At 62.6% G+C, this 17372-nt stretch carries 16 protein-coding genes; 9 read left to right on the top strand and 7 right to left on the bottom strand.

From position 1 onward, the window contains the following. Positions 1–18: 18 nt before the first annotated feature. From C4Q27_RS06750 to C4Q27_RS06725, 5 genes are all read right to left on the bottom strand, one after another. Positions 19–1629 carry an ABC transporter substrate-binding protein gene (locus C4Q27_RS06750; RefSeq protein ID WP_177409996.1) on the bottom strand — a complete coding sequence of 537 codons (1611 nt, stop codon included), beginning with the start codon at positions 1627–1629 and terminating at the stop codon, positions 19–21. A 78-nt stretch (positions 1630–1707) separates the two neighbouring features. Continuing rightward, positions 1708–3087 (bottom strand): OprD family porin, encoded by a 1380-nt coding sequence (locus C4Q27_RS06745; RefSeq protein WP_104886654.1) that lies wholly within the window; start codon positions 3085–3087, stop codon positions 1708–1710. A 228-nt stretch (positions 3088–3315) separates the two neighbouring features. Further along, positions 3316–4908 (bottom strand): ABC transporter substrate-binding protein, encoded by a 1593-nt coding sequence (locus C4Q27_RS06735; RefSeq protein WP_064492386.1) that lies wholly within the window; start codon positions 4906–4908, stop codon positions 3316–3318. A 146-nt stretch (positions 4909–5054) separates the two neighbouring features. Continuing rightward, complete coding sequence (locus C4Q27_RS06730) at positions 5055–6680, bottom strand: ABC transporter substrate-binding protein (RefSeq protein ID WP_010952093.1); 1626 nt, start codon at positions 6678–6680, stop codon at positions 5055–5057. Between the two features lie 378 nt (positions 6681–7058). Then, positions 7059–7775: an SIMPL domain-containing protein gene (locus tag C4Q27_RS06725; RefSeq protein WP_003255248.1), complete on the bottom strand. Its 717-nt coding sequence runs from the start codon at positions 7773–7775 to the stop codon at positions 7059–7061. Positions 7776–7977: 202 nt separating this feature from the next. On the opposite strand from C4Q27_RS06725, the gene C4Q27_RS06720 reads away from it, so the two are divergent. The 7 genes from C4Q27_RS06720 (at position 7978) to C4Q27_RS06690 (ending at position 13690) form a co-directional block, all read left to right on the top strand. Beyond that, positions 7978–9234 (top strand): ATP-binding protein, encoded by a 1257-nt coding sequence (locus tag C4Q27_RS06720; protein ID WP_012051278.1) that lies wholly within the window; start codon positions 7978–7980, stop codon positions 9232–9234. Continuing rightward, positions 9234–9794 (top strand): response regulator transcription factor, encoded by a 561-nt coding sequence (locus C4Q27_RS06715; protein ID WP_003255244.1) that lies wholly within the window; start codon positions 9234–9236, stop codon positions 9792–9794. The genes C4Q27_RS06720 and C4Q27_RS06715 overlap by 1 nt, the downstream gene beginning before the upstream one ends. A gap of 108 nt (positions 9795–9902) precedes the next feature. Next, complete coding sequence (locus tag C4Q27_RS06710; protein WP_064492387.1) at positions 9903–10982, top strand: serine hydrolase; 1080 nt, start codon at positions 9903–9905, stop codon at positions 10980–10982. Next, positions 10979–11275 (top strand): hypothetical protein, encoded by a 297-nt coding sequence (locus C4Q27_RS06705; protein WP_064492388.1) that lies wholly within the window; start codon positions 10979–10981, stop codon positions 11273–11275. Before C4Q27_RS06710 ends, C4Q27_RS06705 begins: the two co-directional genes overlap by 4 nt. Before the next feature lie 44 nt (positions 11276–11319). Further along, positions 11320–11901, top strand: a complete 582-nt coding sequence (locus C4Q27_RS06700) for a YceI family protein (RefSeq protein WP_003255241.1) — start codon at positions 11320–11322, stop codon at positions 11899–11901. A 1-nt stretch (position 11902) separates the two neighbouring features. Next, complete coding sequence (locus tag C4Q27_RS06695; RefSeq protein ID WP_104886652.1) at positions 11903–13060, top strand: phosphatidylserine/phosphatidylglycerophosphate/cardiolipin synthase family protein; 1158 nt, start codon at positions 11903–11905, stop codon at positions 13058–13060. A gap of 51 nt (positions 13061–13111) precedes the next feature. Continuing rightward, positions 13112–13690 (top strand): DJ-1/PfpI family protein, encoded by a 579-nt coding sequence (locus tag C4Q27_RS06690; protein WP_003255238.1) that lies wholly within the window; start codon positions 13112–13114, stop codon positions 13688–13690. A gap of 30 nt (positions 13691–13720) precedes the next feature. Here C4Q27_RS06690 and C4Q27_RS06685 read toward each other — a convergent pair whose 3' ends face one another. Beyond that, positions 13721–14119 (bottom strand): nuclear transport factor 2 family protein, encoded by a 399-nt coding sequence (locus tag C4Q27_RS06685; RefSeq protein WP_064492390.1) that lies wholly within the window; start codon positions 14117–14119, stop codon positions 13721–13723. A gap of 115 nt (positions 14120–14234) precedes the next feature. On the opposite strand from C4Q27_RS06685, the gene C4Q27_RS06680 reads away from it, so the two are divergent. Together C4Q27_RS06680 and C4Q27_RS06675 are read left to right on the top strand one after the other, a co-directional pair. Further along, positions 14235–14825: a GNAT family N-acetyltransferase gene (locus tag C4Q27_RS06680; protein WP_003255235.1), complete on the top strand. Its 591-nt coding sequence runs from the start codon at positions 14235–14237 to the stop codon at positions 14823–14825. Then, positions 14822–15694 (top strand): carbon-nitrogen hydrolase family protein, encoded by an 873-nt coding sequence (locus tag C4Q27_RS06675; protein ID WP_104886651.1) that lies wholly within the window; start codon positions 14822–14824, stop codon positions 15692–15694. Before C4Q27_RS06680 ends, C4Q27_RS06675 begins: the two co-directional genes overlap by 4 nt. 59 nt (positions 15695–15753) lie before the next feature. Here the strand turns inward: C4Q27_RS06675 and C4Q27_RS06670 are convergent, their stop codons facing one another. Further along, positions 15754–17277, bottom strand: coding sequence for a fumarate hydratase (locus C4Q27_RS06670; RefSeq protein WP_003255232.1), 1524 nt, complete (start codon positions 17275–17277; stop codon positions 15754–15756). Between the last annotated feature and the right edge of the window lie 95 nt (positions 17278–17372).

The raw sequence follows: 17372 nt of genomic DNA, 5'->3' as shown, positions 1-17372 counted from the left end.
CCGGCGGTCGTTGTTGTTCTACTTCACCTTGGTGGTGGCGAAGTTGTTGTTGGTCAGAGGGTTGATCACGTAGCCCTCCACGTTGTCACGCATGGCGGTGAACATCTTTGGATGAGCCATGCTGATCCAGGGTTGTTCGTCATCGTACACTTTCAATGCCTCGTTATAGAGCCTTGCACGCTCGTCGTTGTCGATCACTTCGCGGGCGCGGCTGATCAGCTCCTGGAACTTGGGGTTGCACCAGCGCGCATAGTTCTCGCCACTTTTCACGGCATCGCAACTGAGCAGTGGGCTGAGGAAGTTGTCCGGGTCGCCGTTGTCGCCGGCCCAGCCGGTGGACACCAGGTCGGCTTCGCCGTTCTTCGCCCGGCGCAGCATCTCGGCCCATTCCATGACGCGGATATCCAGCTTGAGGCCGATCTGTTTGAGGTCGGCCTGCAGCATCTCGGCGGACAGGCGCGGGTTGGGGTTGGTCGGGCCGCCGCCGTTGCGGGTGAACAGGGTGATTACCGTGCCCTCGGGTACACCGGCCTGGCTGAGCAGTGCGCGGGCTTTATCGAGGTCGCGCGGTGGGTTCTGGTTATGGGTGTTGTAGCCGATCATGGTGGGTGGGTAAGGGTTTACACCCACCAGCGCGTTGCCTTTGCCAAACAGTTGGTCGACATGGGTCTGGCGGTCGAAGGCCATGTTGATGGCTTTACGCACACGCACGTCGTTGAGGTATTTGTGCTGGGTATTCATGGCGATGTAGCCGGTGACCAGGGCCTCGATTTCTTCAACCTTGAGTTTCGGGTCTTGCTTGATCGACGGCACGTCATCGGGCTTGGGATAGAGCGCCACCTGGCACTCGTTGGCGCGCAGTTTCTGCAGGCGCACGTTGCTGTCGATGGCGATGGCGAACACCAGCGCATCGGCCGGCGGCTTGCCGCGGAAATAGTCCGGGTTGGGCTTGAAGCGGACCTGGGCGTCCTTGTTGTAACGCTGGAAGATGAAAGGGCCGGTGCCGATCGGTTTGCTGTTCAGCTCGGCGGTCTTGCCAGACTTGAGCAACTGGTCGCCGTATTCGGCGGAGTAGATCGAGGTAAAGCCCATGGCCATGTCGCGCAGGAACGGCGCTTCCGGTCGGCTGAGGGTAATCACCACGGTGTGCTCGTCAGCCTTGCTGACCGACTTGAGCAGTTCCTTGAACCCCATGCTCTCGAAGTACGGGTAGCCGACGCTGGTCTTGTCATGCCAGGGGTGGTTCGGGTCGAGCTGGCGATTGAGGCTCCACAGCACGTCATCGGCGTTCAAGTCACGGGTGGGCTTGAAGTAGTCGGTGGTGTGGAACTTCACCCCCTGACGCAGATGGAAGGTGTAGGTCAGGCCGTCGGTTGAAATGTCCCAGCGCTCGGCCAGGGCCGGCTGGATCTCGGTGGTGCCGGGTTTGAAGTCGACCAGGCGGTTGAACACTGTCTCGGCCGAGGCATCGGCGGTGACTGCGGTGGTGTACTGGACGATGTCGAACCCTTCCGGGCTGGCTTCTGTACACACCACCAGCGGCTTGGCCGCCAGTTGCGTGGCGCCGCCCAGAAGCAGCGCGACCAGGGCTAGGCGCAACGGCCGCGATTTCATGAAAGCTCTGTGCATGTGTTGAAAACTCCCTGCTTGCATTGGTTCCAGCGTAGCCGCCCCGGCCCGCAGCGAAACGGGCCAGGGCGCCGACGGTCAGAGAATGTTGAACGGAATGGTGGTGACCACGCGGAACTCATCCAGGCTGCCATCGCCCTGGGCCTTGCTGGCGCGATGGGTGGTGTAGGTGGCGCGGATGCTGGTGTCTTTCAGCGGCCCGCTCTGCAACGCGTAGCTGGTGCCAATACCCCACTCATAGTGGGTTTCGCCATCCAGGCCATTCACGTCGTAGGCAGTGCCGCGGTAGTGGGTGCCGTCGATACCCCAGCCGCGGGCGTTGTACAGGTTGAACTTCAGGCCAGGCACGCCATAGGGCGCCATGTTCAGCACATAGGAAATCTGCAGCGATTTCTCGTTGGGGCCGTTGAAGTCCGACAGCAGCGAGTTGGCCAGGAAGATGCCGTTGGTTTCGTGCAGGTAGTCGAAGTATTCATTGCCGTTGACCTGCTGCCAGGAGGCGCTGAGGGTGTGGGCCTGATGGGTCAGGCCCAGTGACAGGCTGTAGGTGTCGTTGTCGATCTTGCCCATTTTCTGGCTGCCGGCGTCGACGGTCTTGTAGTAGTTCAGGCCGGTGCTCAGGCTGAGCACTGCGCTGTCGCCGAGCACATGGTTGGCGCCGAAGTAGTACTGGTTCCAGAAGTCGTCGACCTTGGTGGCGTACAGGCTGGTACTCAGGCTCTTGAACGGCTGGTAGTTGATGCCGGCGGTGCTGGCACGGTCGGTTTCCACGCCGGTGGCGCTGTACTCGCTGCGGAACTTGCTGAGGCTCTGTTCGGTACGTGGCGAGACGCGGTCGAAGGTGCCCAGGTCGATGCTGAGGTTGTCGAATTCAGCGCTGTGCAGGAACGCGCCCTGGAAGCTCGAGGGCAGGGCGCGGTTGCCGATGTAGGCGATCATCGGCGTATCCACCGATTGGCGGCCAAGGGTAAGGGTGGTGTTGGACACGCGCGCCTTGATATTGCCCAGGCCCAGTTTGCTCCACTGGCCGACGGGGTCGCCATCGCTGTGGGTGAGGGTGCGGTTGTTGGGGCCGGCGATGGCTTCGCGGCTCTGTTGCAGGGCGATGGCGTTGTAGCCGGCAGCCTCGACGGCGAAGCCCACGGTGCCCTGGGTGAAGCCGGAGCTGTAATTGAGGATGGTGCCCTGGACCCAGTTTTCACGGCTGTGAGTGTCGTGGCGGGTGCCGTCGTTCTTGTAGTACTTCCACAGCGGCGCGCGTGCGGCACGTTCGCGGGCATACCAGTTGCGGGTGCTGCCGGACAGGCTCTGGCCGTCGATGAAGCCGCTGGCTTGCGCTTGCTCGCTGCTGCTTTTGAGGGTGAGCGGAATGTAGTCCTGGCTCTGCGGATCTGCCTGGGCCACCGTGGAAAAGGCACTGATGGATAACGCCAGTGCGGTCAAGGTGAATACTTTCAAGGTTAAAGCTCCCTTTCTTTTCTAGTTATGGCCGGCCTTGTGGGCCGGGTGATTGCTGCGGTGTTGCCAGGGGTGCCGCGGGATCACCGGGCAGAATCGGGGCGTTGTGTTGGCCGTTCTGGCCTCTTCGCGGGCAAGCCCGCTCCCTCAGGTAGGGCGCAGTGTCCGAACCTGTCGAGATCCTGTGGGAGCGGGCTTGCCCGCGAAGAGGCCGGTACTGGCTAACGCTTAATCAACACTCACACCGGAAAAATCATTGCGCCCAAACGGGCTGACCTTGAACTGGGAAACCTTGACGCTAAGCGGCTGGCTCACGGTGGAATGCGCCACCGGCGTGATCGGTACCTGCTGCTTGAGCCGCTGCTGGGCCTGCTGGTACAGGGCGGTGCGTTGCGTACGGTCGGTCACCTGCTTGGCCTGCTTGACCAGGCTGTCGTACTGCGGGTCGCACCACCGCGAGTAGTTGTTGCTGCCGATGGCTTCGCAGCTGTAGAGGGTGCCCAGCCAGTTGTCCGGGTCGCCGTTGTCACCGGTCCAGCCGATCAGGGCGATGTCGTGCTCACCGTTTTTCATGCGCTTGAGGTATTCGCCCCATTCGTAGCTTACGATGCGCACCTTGAATCCGAGCTTGCTCCAGTCCGCCTGGAGCATTTCGGCCATCAGCTTGGCATTGGGGTTGTACGGGCGTTGCACCGGCATCGCCCACAGGGTGATCTCGGTGCCAGGTTTGACACCCGCCTGCTGGAGCAGCTGTCTGGCCTTTTCTGGCGCGTACGGGGCGTCCTTTATGCTGTCGTCATAGGACCACTGGGTCGGTGGCATGGCGTTGACCGCCCGTTGGCCGGCGTCCTGGTACACCGCCTGGAGGATGGCTTCCTTGTTGACCGCCATGTCCATTGCCTGGCGCACTTCCAGGCGGTCGAATGGCGGGTGCTGGGTGTTGTAGGCGATGTAGCCGAGGTTGAAGCCTGGTTGCTGGAGCACCTGCAGCGTGCTGTCGGCCTTGAGCGCCGGCAGGTCGGCCGGGCGTGGGTGCAGGGTCACCTGGCATTCATTGCGGCGCAGCTTCTGGATACGCACCGACGGGTCGGTATTGATCGAGAACACCAGGTTGTCGATCTTCACTTCGTTCGCTGCCCAATAGTCCTTGTTGCCCTTGTAGCGGATCTGCGAATCCTTCTGGTAGCGCTGGAACACGAACGGCCCGGTACCGATAGGCTGCTGGTTGATGTCGCTGGGGCGTCCACTGGCCAGTAGCTGTTCGGCGTATTCAGCGGAGAGGATGGAGGCGAAACTCATGGCCAGGTTCTGGACGAACGCGGCATCGACGGTGTTCAGGGTGAACACCACGGTCAATGGGTCGGCCTTCTCGACGCGGGCGATGTTCTTGTCCAGGCCCATGCCGTTGAAATAGGGAAACTCGGTAGGGTAGGCCTGACGGAACCGATGACCCTTGTCGAGCATGCGGTTGAAGGTGAACAGCACATCGTCGGCGTTGAACGTGCGGCTCGGGCTGAAGGCCTTGTTGCTGTGGAACTTGACCCCTTCACGCAGGTGGAAGGTGTAGCGCAGGCCGTCGTCGGACACCTCCCAGTGCGTCGCCAGGGCCGGGTGCACGGTGGTGCCGCCACGTTCGAACTCGACCAGGCGGTTGTAGATGGGTTCGGCGGCGTCGTTGTCGGTGGCGCTGGTGTACTGGGCGGTGTCGAAGCCGGCTGGGCTGCCTTCAGAGCAGAACACCAGGTTGTTGGCCAGCAGGACCGGGGATTGGCTGACCAGGCCCAGAGCCAGCAGCGCGGAAAGGCGGGTAACGTGGCGCATGGCAAATCCTTTTTCATCTGTTCGCGCCGCCTCCGGGTACGAATGGCGGCAACAGTTCGCCGTCCCCGCAGCGTATGGCCGCAGGACGACATGAAGAGGTGGCGGGGGTGAAGGGCACCCGCGATTCAGCGGGTGCCTCAGTCAGCCTATTTGTCCACGCTGACGCCGTAGAAGGAATTCAGCGCGAACGGGCTGATCTTGAAGTCCTTCACCTTGGCGCTCATGGGCTGGTAGACAGTGGAGTGGGCGATCGGGGTGATCGGTACCTGCTCCTTGAGGATATGCTGCGCCTTCTGGTACAGCTCGGTGCGCTTGGCCTGGTCGGACGTGGCCTTGGCCTGCTTGATCAGGTCGTCGTAGGGCTTGTAGCACCACTTGGAGAAGTTGTTGCCATCGACGGCATCGCAACCGTAGAGGGTACCCAGCCAGTTGTCCGGGTCACCATTGTCACCGCTCCAGCCAATCAGCATGGCACCCTGTTCGCCACCTTTGGAGCGCTTGATGTACTCGCCCCATTCATAACTGACGATCTTCGCCTTGATACCGATCTTGGCCCAGTCGGACTGGAGCATTTCAGCCATCAGTTTGGCATTGGGGTTGTACGGGCGTTGCACGGGCATGGCCCACAGGGTGATTTCGGTGCCTTCCTTGATGCCGGCTTCCTTGAGCAGTTGCTTGGCTTTCTCGGGGTCAAAGGCGGCGTCCTTGATGCTGTCGTCATAGGACCACTGCGTGGGCGGCATGGCGTTGACCGCCAGCTGGCCGGCGCCCTGGTACACCGACTCGATGATCTTTTTCTTGTCCACGGCCATGTCCAGCGCCTGTCGGACTTTCAGCTGGGCCATGGGGTTGGCCTCGTTGCTGCCCTTGATCTTGTCCATCACGTTGTACGCGATATAACCGAGGTTGAAACCGGCCTGCTGCGGCATTTGCAGGTTCTTGTCGGCTTTTAGCGGCTCGATGTCGGCAGGGCGTGGGAACAGGGTGACCTGGCACTCGTTCTTCTTGAGCTTCTGCATGCGCACCGAGGCGTCGGTGGTGATGGCAAAGATCAGGTTGTCGATCTTCACGTCCTCGGGCTGCCAGTAGTCCTTGTTGCCCTTGAAGCGGATCTGCGCGTCCTTCTGGTATTTGCTGAACACGAACGGGCCGGTGCCGATCGGCTTCTGGTTGATGTCGGCGGCCTTGCCGTTCTTTAGGAGCTGGTCGGCGTATTCGGCGGACTGGATCGAGGCAAAGCTCATGGCCAGGTTCTGGATGAACGCGGCGTCAACCTCGTTGAGGGTGAACTTCACCGTGTGCTCGTCAAGCTTCTCCACCTTGGCAATGTTCTTGTCCATGCCCATGTCGGTGAAGTATGGAAACTCGGTGGGGTACGCCTTGCGGAACGGGTTGTCCTTGTCGAGCATGCGGTTGAAGGTGAACAGCACGTCGTCGGCGTTGAACGGGCGACTGGGCTTGAAGTAGTCGGTGGTGTGGAACTTGACCCCTTCGCGCAGGTGGAAGGTGTAGGTCTTGCCGTCGTCGGACACTTCCCATTTGGTCGCCAGGCCCGGGATGACCGCAGTGCCGCCGCGCTCGAACTGGGTCAGGCGGTTGAACACGGTCTCTGCCGAGGCATCGAAGTCGGTCCCGGTGGTGTACTGCCCCGGATCGAAGCCGGCCGGGCTGCCTTCGGAGCAGAACACCAGGTTGGATGCGGCAACGGCCGACGGTGCGCCGCTGAGCAAGCCTGCACCCAGCAGGAACGGAATGACTGCGTGTTTGAGCATGGTGGCCTCATTGTTGTCATTTTTTGGATGAGGTGGCCTCGTGAGCCGACCTGCGGATACTTATGCAGGGGGCGTTCCCATTGCAACAGGTACAAGGATAGTTGACGCCGGGAAAGTGGCACGAACGTACATGGATGTCGCATCGGTATAACTTTTGGCGAAGTTAAACGTTTGCGTAGGCAAAATGATGGCGTTTTGCGCGATGTTTCTAGGCAGGGGAATGCGTAGGACGCACCCTGTTGGTGCGTAAGAAATGTCTGAAAATCGTGACAATGACGCAGTCACCCGTAGGAGCGGGTTTACCCGCGAACACGGGCGAAGCCCGTGCCTCCACCACCGTGTCTGCTCGCGGGCTCCCACAAATGATGCGTGGACGCCTTATGGCATCTGCACTTCGATCAGGCCATCGGCATTCATGCTCACTTCACTGGTGCCTGCCTCGATATCTGGCGCCGGTGCCGCTTCATCAGCCCCCATGGCCTTCATCGCCATCGGCGCGCTACGCAAGTACGGGCGCGGGTAGCCGCTGCTGTTGAGATTCAGGCTCACCACTTTGTAGCCTTTGCCACCCAGCGCTTCGGTCGCCAGTTGCGCGCGTGCCTTGAAGGCATCGACCGCATCCTTGAGCAGAGCATCCTCGCTGGCCTTGCGCGTGGCCGGGGCGATGGAGAAGTCCATGCCAGCCATTTTCAGCTCTTGCAACAAATCGGCGGTAAGCTGGGACAAGGCCGGGAAGTTGGCGCTTTCAAGGCGCAGTTCGGCGCGCTCGCGCCAGCCGGTAATTTTCTGGCCCTTGCTGTCATACACCGGGTAGCTGTTGCGGCTGCCTTGGCTGATCTTCACGTCCTTGACCTGGCGCGACTGCTGCACGGCCTTGTTCATGGTTTCGGTAATCTGCTTGGCGAGCTTGCCCGGGTCGCTGTTCTGCGCTTCGCTGTACAGGGTCACGACCATCAGGTCGCGCGCCACTTCCTTGCTGACTTCGGCACGCAGCGATACCTGGTTGAAACGCGGTTCATCGGCAGCCAGTGCCGGCAGGCTGGCGAGCAGGCCGCAAGACATGATCAGGGCGGCGCCGCGACGTGGGATTTGCATGTGGTACTCCTTGGCATTTGAAGGCGTGGGGGCTGGTCATCCATTCCACGCATGGCCCATAGGACCGGCAACAGTGTAGTGGGTTCAAAAGTGCCATCATGAACCTGTGACAAAGTGTGGCGCTTTGCCGCATCGCTGCAGCGAGGCGCCCGGCTTCGGTATACTCCAGCCGATTTTTCTGGAGCACTCATCAGGAGAGCTCATGCTCGCCGCCGTACAACCGTTGTCCGCTACCCGCCAGAACCTCTGGCGCCTGACCGTCATTCGGGTCCTGGTCCTGGCTGCCCAGGCCGGCTCGGTGGGCGTTGCCTACTGGACCGAACTGCTGCCATTGCCCTGGCTGTCGCTGGCCGGCACCTTGGCTTTGTCTTCGTTGCTGTGTGCCTTCACGGCCCTGCGCCTGCGGCTGTCGCTGCCCGTCACCGAAATGGAGTACGCCCTGCAGCTGGCCTGTGACCTGCTGATCCACAGTGCCTTGCTGTATTACTCCGGCGGCTCGACCAACCCGTTCGTGTCGTATTACCTGGTGCCGCTGGCGATCGCTGCGGTGACCTTGCCGTGGCTGTATTCGCTGATCCTGTCGGGCATTGCGCTGACGGCCTACAGTTTGCTGCTGGTGCAGTTCTACCCGCTCGAAGGGCTGCCGATGGCGCGGGACAAGATGCAGGTCTACGGCATGTGGCTGAGCATTGCCCTGGCGGCGGCTGTGATCACCTTCTTTGCCGCGCGCATGGCCGAAGAGCTGCGCCGCCAGGAGCAGCTGCGTTCAGAGCGGCGTGAAGAAAGCCTGCGCGACGAGCAACTGCTGGCTGTGGCTACCCAGGCTGCCGGTGCCGCCCATGAACTGGGTACGCCGCTGGCGACCATGAGCGTGCTGATCAACGAAATGCGCCAGGACCACACCGACCCGATGTTGCAGGAGGACCTGCAGATCCTCCAGGACCAGGTAAAGCTGTGCAAAGAGACCTTGCAACAGCTGGTGCGCGCAGCGGAAGCCAACCGGCGCCTGGCCATCGTGGAGCAGGATGTGACTGCCTGGCTGGACGAGGCGCTCAACCGCTGGCACCTGATGCGCCCGGAAGCCAGCTACCGCTTCCAGCGCCTGCGCGACGGCAAGGTGCCGCGTCTGGCGCCGCCGCCAGACCTGACCCAGGCGTTACTGAATCTGCTGAACAATGCCGCCGATGCCTGCCCTGATGATCTGGAAGTTCGCCTGGACTGGGACGCCCAGGACATCGTCATCAGTATCCACGACCATGGTCCTGGTGTACCGCCAGCCATTGCCGAAGCCATTGGCAAACCTTTTATTACCACCAAGGGCAAAGGCTTCGGCCTGGGCCTGTTCTTGAGCAAGGCCAGCGTGACCCGTGCGGGCGGCTCGGTGAAACTCTATAGTCATGAACAGGGTGGCACCCTGACCGAACTGCGCCTGCCCTATGGCAAGCGAGGAGATGAATGATGAGCGAAGAAAACCAGGTCGAAAGCGAAGAGCTGCCGCACCTGCTGCTGGTGGATGACGATGCCACCTTCACCCGGGTCATGGCCCGGGCCATGAGCCGTCGCGGTTTCCGTGTGAGCACTGCCAGTTCTGCCGAAGAAGGCTTGATTCTGGCCCAGCAGGACCTGCCGGACTACGCCACGCTGGACCTGAAGATGGATGGCGACTCCGGCCTGGTGCTGCTGCCCAAGCTGCTGGAACTGGACCCGGAAATGCGCGTGGTGATCCTGACCGGGTACTCGAGCATTGCCACCGCAGTGGAGGCGGTCAAGCGCGGTGCCTGCAACTACCTGTGCAAGCCGGCCGACGCCGATGATGTGTTGGCAGCACTTCTGTCGGAGCACACCGACCTGGATACCCTGGTGCCGGAAAACCCGATGTCGGTCGATCGCCTGCAGTGGGAACACATCCAGCGCGTGCTGAACGAGCATGAAGGCAATATCTCGGCCACCGCGCGGGCGCTGGGCATGCACCGACGGACGTTGCAGCGCAAGCTGCAGAAGCGGCCGGTTCGGCGCTGATTCCTTATCGATGATGTTGGCCTGTTCGCGGGGGAATCCGCTCCTGCAACTGTGAGCGCGGGCTTGCCCGCGAAGGGCTGCACAGCAGCCCCAATCAAGGCGAGCTCGATGAAGGTACTGTTGGTCATCCTTGCGCTGGTTGCAGGTAGCGCCAAAGCTGAAGACTGGCCTGACCCGCAGTGGCAGAACGACCCTGCCACCCTCGACTGGCAGGCCGTCGACGCCTACGCCTTTCCTGCACGCTCCCCCTCGGAGCGCAACGGCATCCGCACGGACGCTCTGCTGATCATCCGCGACGGGCGTATCCTCCACGAGCGCTACACCGCGCCCACCCGCGCCGCCACCGCGCACCTGACCTGGTCGGTAAGCAAGAGCATACTGGCCACGGTAATGGGCGTAGCCCAGGGCGAAGGCCGCTTCCAGCTGCAAGACCCGGTCAGCCGCTTCTATCCCCCCATGCGCGCCCACCCAGGCGTGCGCGTGGCCGACCTGCTGCACTGGGCCAGTGGCCTCGAGTGGCAGGAAGACTACGAATACGCGCCGCTGAAGTCCTCGGTAGTGGCCATGCTGTATACCCGTGGCCGCGCAGACATGGCCGCCTACGCGGCGGCCCGGGGTGCCGCCGCCAGCCCCGGTCAGCGGTTCCTCTACTCCAGCGGCGACAGCAACCTGCTGGCCGCCGCGCTGCGTGGCATGCTCGATGCCGGGCAGTACCCCGACTACCCCTGGCACGCACTGTTCACCCCGTTGGGTATCGGCAGTGCGGTGTGGGAGCGTGACCGGGCAGGCACCTACGTAGGCTCTTCCTATCTCTACCTCAGTGCCCGCGATTTGGCCCGTATTGGCCTGCTGATGCAGCGCGACGGGCGCTGGCAGGGCCGACAATTGCTGCCCAAAGCCTGGGTAGCCTTCAACCGCACCCCGTTTGCCCAGGCCCAGGCGCTGCCTGGCGAGGCCATCCCGGGCGGCCACTGGTGGCTCAACCAGCCGCTGGCTGGCGCCGAACGGCCTTGGCCCAGTGCACCCGCAGACACCTTCGCCGCCCTTGGCCACTGGGGGCAGGCGTTATATGTGCTACCTGAGCAAAGGCTGGTGATCGTGCGCTACGCCGATGACCGCGACAGCAGCTATCGACACGACGAATTGCTCAAGCGGGTGCTGGCGGTACTGGCCGGGGAGGGGGCATGAAGCGGTTATTGCTGCTGGCGCTGGCAGGGCTCCTGTACTGGGCCTGGCAGGAACGCCAGGCGCTGGCGGACTTCCCCGGCATACTCTCGGCCTACTCGGCCAAGGAATATTGTTCCTGCCGCTTTGTCATGGGCTTCGACAAGGTGTACTGCCAAGGGTACGTGAAGCAGTGGCTGCCACTGAGCCTGCTGGAGGAAAACAGCCAGCAGCAGCGAGTCACCGCTGAAGGCCTGGGGCGGCGCAGCCAGGCGGCCTGGCAAAGCGCGCGTGAGGGCTGCCGCTTGCTGCCATGAATGCAGGCGGGTAAGGTTGGCGGCCTGGTTTCACGAGATCTGTCATGTTCAAGTTGCCCCGTCTGCTGCCTGCCTTATTGCTGGCTTTGTGCCTGCCCGCTCATGCCAATTGGCACCTGGATGGCGAATCTTCACGGCTGTCGTTCATCACCGGCAAGAACGGCGACACCGCCGAAGTGCATCGCTTTCTGGTGTTGCATGGCACGGTCGATCGCAAGGGTATGGCCGGGTTGAGGATCGAGATGGACTCGGTGAGCAGCGGTATTCCGCTGCGTGACGAGCAAATGCGCGACAACCTGTTCGAGGTCGAGCGCTTCGCCGAGGCCACAGTGAAGGCACAGATCGACCTGCAGCCGATCAATGACCTGGCCGACGGTGCACAGATCGAATTGCGCCTGCCGCTGACGGTCACCCTGCATGGCCAGTCGCACAGCTACAATGTCCTGTTGCTGGCCACCCGCCTGGATGCGCGGCGCTTTCAGGTGGTGACCCTTGAGCCTCTGGTGCTGCGCGCCGAAGATTTTGGCTTGCTGCCGGGGCTGGAAAGCCTGCGCAAGTTCGCCAGGTTGAAGTCCATCAACCCGTCGGTACCGGTTAGCGCGGTGCTGATCTTCACTGCGCGCTGACATGGCGGGGCCGGTCTTCCCCTGGCGGGATGGCAATCAGTTCGAACTGCTTATCGACGGCCCTGCGTTCTTTCCGCGCATGCTCCTGGCGATCATGCGTGCCGAGTTTCAGGTTGACCTGGAGCTGTACCTGGTCGAGGCCGGTGCCTGTGCCGAGGCGGTGGTCGACGCGCTGGAGCAGGCTGCCCGGCGTGGCGTGCGAGTGCGGTGCCTGTTCGATGACTACGGTTCATTGGCCTTCAACAGCGCGTTGCGTCAGCGCCTGCTGGACGCTGGCGTGTACTTGCGCTGGTATAACCGCCTGCGCTGGAAGCGTGGCCTGCGTAACCTCTACCGTGATCATCGCAAATTGCTACTGGTTGACGAACGTTGGGCAGTGGTGGGGGGGACGGGCGTTACCGACGAGTTCTGGACGCCGGGTGAGGCGACCAGCGAATGGCACGAAGTGATGGTGCAGATGCAGGGGCCGGTGGTGAGCGACTGGCAGTTGCTGTTCGACCGTCAGTGGCAAGCCAACAACCGCCGCACCGCCTGGCGCCCTGCTGAAGGCTTTGGCCTGCCGCGTCTGCCCAAGGTGCCTGCGCAGGGGCAGGGCATGGGCCGGGTCGCTTATGCCGACGCCCGCCAGCACCAGGACATCCTGCACGCGCTGGTACGGGCGCTGAACAGCGGCCAGAAACGGGTGTGGCTGGCCACGCCGTACTTCTTGCCGACCTGGAGCGTGCGCCGGTCGTTGCGCCGGGCTGCCAGCAAGGGCCTGGACGTGCGTCTGTTGTTGACCGGCCCGCGTACCGATCACCCCTCGGTACGCTACGCCGGGCATCGTTACTACCCGCGTCTGTTGCGCGCGGGCGTACGGATTTTCGAGTACCAGCCGTGCTTCCTGCACCTGAAGATGGCTGTGGTAGACGACTGGGTCAGCGTCGGTTCGTGCAACTTCGACCACTGGAACTTGCGCTTCAACCTTGAAGCCAACATCGAAGCGCTCGACCCGCCGTTGACAGCGGCGGTGGTGGCCAGCTTCGAGCGCGACTTCGCCCAGAGCGAAGAAGTCGACCTCGCCCACTGGCATGCGCGCCCTTTGTGGCGCAGGGTGAAGCAACGGATCTGGGGCTGGCTCGATCGGCTGGTGGTCAACTTCCTCGACCGCCGTGACTGACAGCGGCTATCGTGCAGTGACTATTCACAGTTAACCGAAGGAGTGGGCGAGATGACGGCGAAGAAAATTCTCATGCTGGTGGGCGACTACGTCGAAGATTACGAAGCGATGGTGCCGTTCCAGGCCTTGAGCATGGTGGGCCACACGGTGCATGCGGTGTGCCCGGAAAAGCTGGCGGGGCAGACCGTGCGTACCGCGATTCATGACTTCGAGGGTGAGCAGACCTACAGCGAAAAGCCTGGGCACAATTTTGCCCTGAATTATGATTTCGTGCGGGTGCGGCCCGAGAGTTATGACGCGCTGCTGATCCCGGGTGGCCGGGCGCCGGAGTACCTGCGCCTGAATGAAAAGGTGTTGGACCTGGTGCGGGCGTTCGACCAGGCCGGCAAGCCGATTGCGGCGGTGTGCCATGGTGCCCAGCTGCTGGCGGCGGCAGGGGTGCTGGAGGGGCGTGAGTGCAGCGCATACCCGGCATGTGCGCCAGAAGTGCGCCTGGCGGGTGGCACGTTCATCGACATCGCGGTGGACCAGGCGCATGTGGATGGCAACCTGGTGACCGCACCGGCATGGCCCGCGCACCCGGCCTGGCTGGCGGCGTTCCTGCAAGTGCTGGGCACGCGTATTGTCTGACAGGCTTGATTGAATTGGCAGCGGGTTGCTTCAGGCAACCTGCTCCACCCAGTCATTGAGGTTGTAGTAGTTGGTGACCCGGGCAATCTTGCCACAGTGAATATAGAAGAACGCCCCTGCCGGCAGCACATAGGTCTGGCCGTTTGCTGTCGGCAACCCTTCGTCATCGGCCAGGTATTGGCCATGCACGGTGAACTCCGCCGCCGCGCGGCTACCATCGGCGTTCTGCATCACCACGATGTCGGCCAGGCGCTCGCGGTAGCAGCGGTTCATCTTTTCCATGAACGCGGCGAACCTGGCCTTGCCCATCTGGCGCTCGCCCTGGTTGATGTCGTGGATCACGTCTTCGCTGAGCAGCGCCAGAAACGCCTGCATGTCACCCGCGTTGAAGGCGGCGTAGTAAGCATTTACCAGTTCGGTTGCGGTCATGGAACATTTCCTGTCGTGTAGGGAAAAGGCGGGTCGTTAACTCGGATGATAGGGTTTCCCCTCAAGCCCGGCTTAGCCGAGCGCGTCATCCACATCGACAAAACGACCGCCAAACATGGAAATACGCCTGTTGCACGGTGCCGCTATCGCGCCTTACATCGATGACCTCGCTCGCCTGCGCCTTACTGTGTTCCGCGAGTTCCCCTACCTTTACGACGGCACCCCGGAGTACGAGGCCGACTACCTGGCCAACTATGCCCGCTCCGGGCGCAGCCTGGTTGTGCTGGCGCTGGACGACGGCAAGGTGGTCGGCGCCTCTACCGGCCTGCCGCTGGTGGATGTCGCGCCCGAATTCCAGCAGCCATTCCTGGCCCAGGGGCGCGACCCGGCCAGTGTGTACTACTTCGGTGAGTCGCTGGTGTTGCCGGCATACCGCGGTCAGGGCCTGGGAGTTCGCTTCTTCATCGAGCGCGAGTCCTACGCACACAAACTGGCCGAGTTCGATTACTGCGCGTTCTGCGCGGTCGAGCGCCCCGGTGCGCACCCGCGCCGGCCAGCCGAATACAAACCCCTGCACGGCTTCTGGCGCAACCGCGGCTTCCTGCACGACCCGTCGCTGCGTACCACCTACGCCTGGCGCGATCTGGACGAGCAGGAAAGCTCCGACAAGCTGATGTCGTTCTGGCTCAAGGCACTGCCGATATGATCCGCCTGGCAGCCTGCCAGTACGCCATCGAGCTGCACGAAACCTGGGACGCCTACGCCGACCACCTGCAAGGCCTGTGCGCCGAAGCGGTGGAGGCGGGGGCACGCTTGCTGCTGTTGCCGGAGTACGCCGGGCTGGTGCTGAGCGGCCAGCTGAATGCCGGGCAGCGGGAAGACCTGAAGGCTTCGATTGCCGGCATCCAGCCGCTGATCGAACCCTGGAAAGCGTTGTGCGAGAGCCTTGCCCGACGCTGGGGGATCTACCTGCAACCGGGCAGTGTGCCGGTGCTGGACAACGATGGGCGCTACCGCAACCGTGCCTGGCTGTTCGGCCCCCAAGGTGTGCTGGGTTATCAGGACAAACTGATGATGACCCGCTTCGAGCGCGAGCAGTGGGACATCGCTGCAGGCCAGGGGCTGCAGGTGTTCGAAACCGAACTGGGGCGCTTGGGCATCCTGATCTGCTACGACAACGAGTTCCCGATGCTGGCCCGCCGCCTGGCCGAGTGTGGTGCCGACCTGATCCTGGCGCCAAGTTGTACCGATACCGAAGCCGGTTACCACCGGGTGCGTATTGGCGCCCAGGCGCGCGCCCTGGAGAACCAGATTGCCGTGTTGCAGAGCCCTACGGTGGGCGTGGCGCCCTGGTCGCCGGCATTGGACGAGAATATCGGCCGGGCAGGCTTGTTCGTGCCGCCGGATCACGGGATGCCGGGGGACGGTGTGGTAGCGTTGAGCGAGCAGCTGAACCCGGACTGCAGCCAGTGGCTGGTGTGTGAGGTAGATTTGGAGGAAGTGCGGCGGGTGAGGCGGGAAGGGCAGGTGTTTACCTGGCGGGACTGGCCGGAGCAGTTCGAGAGAGTCCTGTGATGACTGTGGCGGCCTCATCGCGGGCTTGCCCGCGAAGCAGCCGCCGCAGTTACATCAGGTTACTTCACTTCGACGGCCAGGCTTTCGGCAATCTTGCTCTGCCACAGGGCAGGGCCAGTGATGTGTACCGACTCACCGTTGCTGTCCACGGCGACGGTCACCGGCATGTCCTTGACCTCGAACTCGTAGATCGCTTCCATGCCCAGCTCGGCGAAGGCCAGTACCTTCGACTTGCGGATGGCCTGGGCGACCAGGTAGGCAGCGCCGCCAACGGCCATCAGGTACACGGCCTTGTTGTCCTTGATCGCCTCGATGGCGGTCGGGCCACGCTCGGACTTGCCGATCATGCCCAGCAGGCCAGTCTGCTCAAGGATCTGGCGGGTGAACTTGTCCATACGGGTAGCAGTGGTCGGGCCGGCTGGGCCTACCACTTCGTCACCCACCGGGTCGACCGGGCCGACGTAGTAGATGAAGCGGCCTTTCAGGTCTACCGGCAACTCTTCGCCACGGTTGAGCATTTCAACCATGCGCTTGTGCGCGGCATCGCGGCCGGTCAGCATCTTGCCGTTGAGCAGGATGGTTTCGCCTGGCTTCCAGCTGGCAACTTCTTCCGGGGTGATGTCGTCGAGGTTGACGCGACGGGCGCTTGGGCCGGCTTCCCAGACGATTTCCGGGTAGGCGTCCAGCGACGGCGCTTCCAGTTCTGCCGGGCCGGTGCCATCAAGCACGAAGTGGGCGTGGCGGGTAGCGGCGCAGTTGGGGATCATGCACACCGGCAAGGACGCCGCGTGGGTCGGGTAATCCATGATCTTGACGTCGAGCACGGTGGTCAGGCCACCCAGGCCCTGGGCGCCGATGCCCAGCTGGTTGACTTTGTCGAACAGCTCCAGGCGGATTTCTTCCAGGCGGTTCTGTGGGCCACGGGCTTTCAGTTCGTGAATGTCGATGGACTCCATCAACACTTCCTTGGCCATGACCGCGGCCTTCTCGGCGGTACCGCCGATGCCGATGCCGAGCATGCCAGGCGGGCACCAGCCAGCACCCATGGTCGGCACGGTCTTCAGTACCCAGTCGACGATCGAGTCGGACGGGTTGAGCATGGCCATCTTCGACTTGTTTTCCGAGCCGCCGCCCTTGGCTGCGACATCGACTTCCACCTTGTCGCCGGGGACGATGGAGTAGTGGATCACTGCCGGGGTGTTGTCCTTGGTGTTCTTGCGGGCACCGGCCGGGTCGGCCAGGATCGAAGCGCGCAGGACGTTTTCAGGCAGGTTGTAGGCGCGACGCACACCTTCGTTGATCATGTCGTCGACGCTCATGGTGGCGCCGTCCCAGCGCACGTCCATGCCCACGCGGATGAACACGGTGACGATACCGGTGTCCTGGCAGATTGGACGATGGCCGGTGGCGCACATGCGCGAGTTGATCAGGATCTGGGCGATGGAATCGCGTGCAGCAGGCGATTCCTCACGCAGATAGGCCTCGTGCATGGCCTGGATGAAATCGACGGGGTGGTAGTACGAGATGAATTGCAGGGCGTCGGCGACGCTCTGAATCAGGTCGTCTTGCTTGATCACGGTCATGCAGCGCGCTCCTCTTAAAGACGGGAACATTCAAAAAGACGCTCGACATAGCCGACCAGCACGTCGAAGCGCCTTGCAAGGCGCCGGCAGGTCAG

The sequence above is a fragment of the Pseudomonas sp. SWI36 genome (assembly GCF_002948105.1).
In the GTDB taxonomy this organism is placed as follows: domain Bacteria; phylum Pseudomonadota; class Gammaproteobacteria; order Pseudomonadales; family Pseudomonadaceae; genus Aquipseudomonas; species Aquipseudomonas alloputida.
This window is presented reverse-complemented; position numbering and strand designations above follow the sequence as displayed.